5 protein-coding genes are annotated in these 5,543 nt (G+C 71.9%); all 5 read left to right on the forward strand.

Going from position 1 to position 5,543, the window contains the following annotated elements; translation table 11 throughout:
* The first annotated feature begins 643 nt into the window (after positions 1-643).
* Positions 644-1,606 carry an ABC transporter substrate-binding protein gene (locus ACYQ77_RS44735; RefSeq protein WP_459723645.1) on the forward strand — a complete coding sequence of 321 codons (963 nt, stop codon included), beginning with the start codon at positions 644-646 and terminating at the stop codon, positions 1,604-1,606.
* Positions 1,603-2,634 carry a FecCD family ABC transporter permease gene (locus ACYQ77_RS44740; RefSeq protein WP_459723652.1) on the forward strand — a complete coding sequence of 344 codons (1,032 nt, stop codon included), beginning with the start codon at positions 1,603-1,605 and terminating at the stop codon, positions 2,632-2,634. Before ACYQ77_RS44735 ends, ACYQ77_RS44740 begins: the two co-directional genes overlap by 4 nt.
* Positions 2,631-3,407, forward strand: coding sequence for an ABC transporter ATP-binding protein (locus ACYQ77_RS44745; protein ID WP_459723646.1), 777 nt, complete (start codon positions 2,631-2,633; stop codon positions 3,405-3,407). The genes ACYQ77_RS44740 and ACYQ77_RS44745 overlap by 4 nt, the downstream gene beginning before the upstream one ends.
* Positions 3,408-3,552: 145 nt before the next feature.
* Positions 3,553-4,332 (forward strand): SDR family oxidoreductase, encoded by a 780-nt coding sequence (locus ACYQ77_RS44750; RefSeq protein ID WP_459723648.1) that lies wholly within the window; start codon positions 3,553-3,555, stop codon positions 4,330-4,332.
* Positions 4,329-5,393 (forward strand): NAD(P)H-dependent amine dehydrogenase family protein, encoded by a 1,065-nt coding sequence (locus ACYQ77_RS44755; protein WP_459723650.1) that lies wholly within the window; start codon positions 4,329-4,331, stop codon positions 5,391-5,393. The genes ACYQ77_RS44750 and ACYQ77_RS44755 overlap by 4 nt, the downstream gene beginning before the upstream one ends.
* The last annotated feature ends 150 nt before the right edge of the window (positions 5,394-5,543 follow it).

Genomic DNA, 5,543 nt, shown 5'->3' on the forward strand with positions numbered 1-5,543 from the left:
ACCACACAACCGAAGAACCGGACCCTAACCGCCACACAGGCAGCCACCAACACCCTCACACTGAGGCGCCCTTGACGCGTGAGTGCGCCACCCGCACAATCCGCCGCCACCACCGAACACCACCGAGTGGAAACCCCGGAAACAACGGCCCCGGCATCCAGGCGACATCCGCACCGAACCAGCACCGCACCCAAGCAGCGCAAACGGCCACCCCGACAAGGCCGGCCCCGGCCTCCGGCCCCCCGACATCCAGCGTACCGGCCACCACCGACACAACCGGCCGCCGACAGCGGAGTCATCCACAGGCCCACGGCCTCCGGCCCCCGAACTCCAGCCTGGAGCCCGCGACCGACAAGGTCCGCGACCAGGAGCCGAGTTGTCCACACCCCTTGTCGCGACCGTCACAGCACTGCCCCGGCACCGCCGCCGACCCGGGGTGATAGCGTCCCGGTGCTGGTCAGCACAGTGACCAGCGACGCGACGAGGTAGCGAAGTCCGGTGTGATTCCGGCGCTGTCCCGCAACTGTCAAAGCCAGGTCGCCTCCCCGCCGCGTCGACGCCAACCGCCCCCGGTGCAGGGTCGCGGCGTCCCGGCTCGCCCGGGTCGCGCCCGTGTGCCGGGCCGAAGACCCGAGGTGGTCCGTTGTCCTCCACCGCCAGGCGCCTCGCGGCGCTGACCGTCGCCGGTGCGCTGCTCGTCGCCGGGTGCGCGAACCGTGAGCAAGCGTCCGACCAGCCACCCGGTGACTCGTTCGACGCCTCGACCGGCAGCGCGGCGTTCCCCGTCACGATCGAACAGGCCGGCGGCGAACCGGTCACCATCGAGCAGCGGCCGGCCCGCATCGTGTCGCTGTCGGCCAGCAACACCGAGACGCTGTACGCGGTCGGCGCGGGCGAGCAGGTCGTGGCCGTCGACGACCAGTCCGACTACCCGGCCGACGCGCCCAAGACCGACCTGTCCGGGCTGACCCCGAACGTCGAGGCCATCTCCGGCTACGAACCCGACCTCGTGGTGATCTCCGACGACGCCGACAACATGGTCGAGTCGCTGAAGGCGATCGACATCCCCGTGCTCGCGGTGCCCGCCGCGAAGACGCTCGACGACGTCTACGCGGGCATGGAGGCCATCGGCAAGGCCACCGGGCACGCCGACGAGGCCGCCGACCTGGTGGCACGGACCAGGTCGGACCTGGACAAGATCGTCAAGGACACGCCGAAGCCGGCGACCGCGCTGACCTACTACCACGAGCTGGACACCACGCTGTACAGCGCGACGTCAAAGACGTTCATCGGGCAGGTCTACGGCCTGTTCGGCCTGACCAACATCGCCGACCCGGCCGACGTGGACGCGGGCGGCTACCCGCAGCTGTCCAACGAGGCGATCCTGCAAGCCGACCCGGACCTGATCTTCCTGGCCGACGTGCAGTGCTGCGGCCAGAACGCCGGGACCGTCGCCAAGCGCCCGGGCTGGGACACGCTCAAGGCCGTGAAGAACGGCAACGTCGTCGAGCTGAACGACGACCTGGCGTCCCGCTGGGGGCCGCGGATCGTCGACCTGGCGCAGTCGATCGCCGACGCCGTGACCAAGGCCGGCGAGCAGAACTGACCGCGACCCCGACCCGCCTCCGCCCCGGCGTCCTCGCCGTGGCGGTGGCGGGACTGGTCGTCGTGGTGTCGGTGTCCACGCTGCTCGGCGCCGCCAACCTGGGCTGGACCAGGGTGGTGCACGAGGTGTGGGCGCAGCTGACCGGCGGCACGTCCCCGCTGTCGGCGACCGAGGCCGCGATCGTGTGGCAGGTGCGCCTGCCCCGCGTGGTGCTGGCGGGGCTCGTCGGCGCCGCGCTCGCCGTGTCCGGCGCGGCGTTCCAGGGCGTGTTCCGCAACCCGCTCGCCGACCCGTACCTGCTCGGCGCGGCCGCGGGCGCGGGCATGGCGGCGACCATCGTGGTGGTCGCCGCGCCGCAGACGACCGGGTGGGTCGTCGGTCCGCTGCCGCTCGCCGCGTTCGCGGGCTCGATCGGCGGGGTGTCGCTGACGTGGCTGCTCGGCCGGTCCGCGGGGGGCGGCACGGCGGTGCTGCTGCTCGCGGGCATCGCCGTGGCGTCGTTCCTGACGGCGGTGCAAACGTTCGCGCAGCAGCTCAACACGGACACCATCAAGCAGGTCTACAGCTGGATGCTCGGCGGGCTGAACACGTCGGGCTGGACCGAGGTGCTGGTCACGCTGCCCTACATCGTGGTGGCGGCGACCGTCCTGTGCCTGTGTGGCCGGCTGCTGGACGTGCTGGCCGTCGGCGACGACGAGGCCGCGTCGCTCGGCATCAACCCCGGCCGGGTGCGGGTGGTGGTGCTGCTGTCGGCGTCGCTCGCGACCGCGGCGGCGGTGTCGGTGAGCGGGCTGATCGGGTTCGTCGGCATCGTGGTGCCGCACGTCGTGCGGCTGCTGGCCGGCGCGAGCTACCGGGTGGTCGTGCCGCTGTCGCTGGCGGGCGGCGGGATGTTCCTGATCATCGCCGACCACATCGCGCGGACCGCGTTCGCGCCCGCCGAACTGCCGATCGGCGTGATCACGGCGTTCACGGGCGCGCCGTTCTTCCTGCTCGTGCTGCGGATGAACCGGAGCAGGCTGCGATGAGCGCCCTGTCGTTGAAGGCGGTGAGCGCCCGCTACGGCACCCGCGTGGTGGCGGCGGACGTCGACGTCACCGTGGAGAAGGGCGGCTGGCTCGCGATCATCGGCCCGAACGGGGCCGGGAAGTCGTCGCTGCTGAAGTCGATCGTCGGGATCGTGCCGCACGACGGCGAGGTCCTGCTCGACGACGTGCCGACGGCCACGCTGTCGAACCGCGAACGCGCGCGGGCGATCGCGTACGCCCCGCAGACCCCGCAGCTGCCGGACCGGCTGACGGTGACGGACTACGTGCTGCTCGGCCGCACACCGCACCTGTCGCCGCTGGCGCGGGAGCGCAAGTCGGACCTGGCGGTGGTGTCGCAGGTGCTGGAGCGCCTGGACCTCGGGCCGCTCGCGACCCGTGCGCTGCAGACGCTGTCCGGTGGTGAGCGGCAGCGCACGGTGCTGGCGCGGGTGCTGGCCCAGGAGGCGGGCCTGCTGCTGCTGGACGAGCCGACGACGGGCCTGGACATCGGGCACGCGCAGGCGCTGCTCGACCTCATCGACCGCCTGCGCCACGAGGAGGGCGCGACGGTCGTCAGCACGCTGCACGACCTGACGCTCTCGGCCCAGTACGCGTCGCACCTGTTGTTGCTGGACAAGGGGAAGGTGGTCGCGGCAGGCACCCCGGCGGAGGTCCTGACCCAGGACACGATCGCCCGCCACTACGACGCCCGCGTACAGGTCCTCACCACCGAGGACGGCCACCTGGTGGTAGCCCCGACCCGCCACCCCTGACCCCGCGAGTCACGCTCTCGAACACCGCGAGTCACGCTCTCGCGCACACCGAGTTGCCGGTTTCGTGCACATGTCCGCACCGGGCGCCGCGCCCGGGCGGTCGAGCACGGGATCAACTCAAGTAGAACGTGTTACAGTTTCGCTCGTGATCCTCGACCGGTTCCGGGTTGCCGACCAGGTGGCCGTCGTGACGGGGGCGGGGCGCGGGATCGGGGCCGCGACCGCGGTGGCACTGGCCGAGGCCGGCGCCGACGTGGTGGTCTCCGCACGCACGGGCGCCGACCTGGACGAGGTGGCCGAGCGGGTGGCGGCCACGGGCCGTCGCGCACGGGTCGTCGCGGCCGACCTGTCCGATGTGGACGCCGCGGCCGGACTGGCGCGGATCGCCCACGAGACGTTCGGGCGCCTCGACATCGTGGTCAACAACGTCGGCGGCACCTACCCGCGCCCGTTCCTCGACACCGGCACGGACTTCCTCGAGCAGGCCTTCCACTTCAACGTCTCGACCGCGCACGCGCTGACCCGCGCCGCCGTCCCGCTGATGACCACGGGCGCGGTCGTGAACATCTCGTCGATCATGGGCCGGGTCTCCGGGCGCGGCTATCTCGCGTACGGGACGGCGAAGGCCGCGCTCTCCCACTACACCGAGCTGGCCGCCTACGACCTCGCCCCGCGCATCCGGGTGAACGCGATCGCGGTCGGTTCCGTCGCGACGTCCGCGCTCGACATCGTGCTGACGAACGACGAACTGCGCGAGCGGATGTCGACGGCGACCCCGTTGCGCCGCATCGGCGACGCCGAGGACATCGCGGCGACCGTGCTGTTCCTGGTGTCCGCCGCGGGCGGATACGTCACCGGCAAGGTGCTCGAGGTCGACGGCGGCCTCCAGCAGCCCAACCTCGACCTGGGACTACCGGACCTATGAGAGTTGTTCAGTGGAGCACCGGCAACGTCGGGCGGCACGCGCTGGCGGGCATCGCGGCGCGCCCCGACCTGGACCTGGCCGGTGTCTGGGTGTCCACTCCGGACAAGGCGGGCCACGACGCCGGTGAGCTGGCCGGCCTCGGCCGCACCCTCGGCGTCGCCGCGACCACGGACGCGGACGGGCTGCTCGCCCTCCACCCCGACTGCGTGGTGTACACGGCCATGGCCGACGACCGCCTCACCGAAGCACTGGCCGACCTCGCGCGGTTCTTGCGGGCGGGCGTGAACGTCGTGGCGAGCGGTCCGGTGTTCCTGCAGTACCCGCACGGCGTGGTCCCCGACGAGCTGGTGGCCCCGATCCACGCCGCGGCGGCCGAAGGTGGCGCGTCGCTGTTCGTGAACGGCATCGACCCCGGCTTCGCGAACGACTGGCTGCCGCTCGTGCTGACGTCGGTGTGCGAGCGCATCGACCAGGTGCGCTGCCTGGAGGTCCTCGACTACGGGACGTACGACAACGCGAAGATCCTGTTCGACATCATGGGCTTCGGCCGCGCGCTCGACGACGTGCCGGTGCTGCTGATGCCGGGCGTGCTGTCGCTGGCGTGGGGCAGCGTCGTGCACCAGCTGGCGGCGGGCCTCGGCGTGCGGCTCGACCGCGTGGCGGAGTCGGCGACGCGGCTGCCCGCCCCGCACCGGATCGAGGTGCCCGCCGGGGTGGTCGATGAGGGCACGGCGGCGGCACTGCGGTTCGAGGTGCGCGGCATGGTCGGCGACCGCGCGGTGTGCGTGCTGGAACACGTGACCCGGCTGCACCCGGACCTGGGCCCGGACTGGCCGAGGATGCCGGGCCAGGGCGGCTACCGGGTACAGGTCACGGGCGAGCCGAACTACACGCTGGACCTGACCATCGAGGCAGGCGACGGCGACCACAACACCGGCGGCCTCAAGGCCACGGCGATGCGGCTGGTGAACGCGATCCCGGCCGTGGTGGCCGCGAAACCCGGGCTCCTGACCGCGCTGGACCTGCCCCTGATCACGGGAAAGGGCCTGGTCACGCGATGACGCGACCAGGCCCTTCCGTGCGGCTCCGCTAGGCCGTGTTTCATAGGTGTTGATCAGCGGCGTGTCGGTGGCCGGGATGTGGCGAGGTCTCCGGTAGACGGGTTAGCGACCAAGCAAACCTGAAATACCGGAGACCTCGTGGCCAGCGTA

This window comes from Actinophytocola sp. KF-1 (assembly GCF_054661535.1).

Excerpts from the sequence above, each read along its gene's own strand:
- ACYQ77_RS44745 (WP_459723646.1), top strand. The coding sequence starts at position 2,631 with ATGAGCGCCCTGTCGTTGAAGGCGGTGAGCGCCCGCTACGGCACCCGC.
- ACYQ77_RS44755 (WP_459723650.1), top strand. The coding sequence starts at position 4,329 with ATGAGAGTTGTTCAGTGGAGCACCGGCAACGTCGGGCGGCACGCGCTG.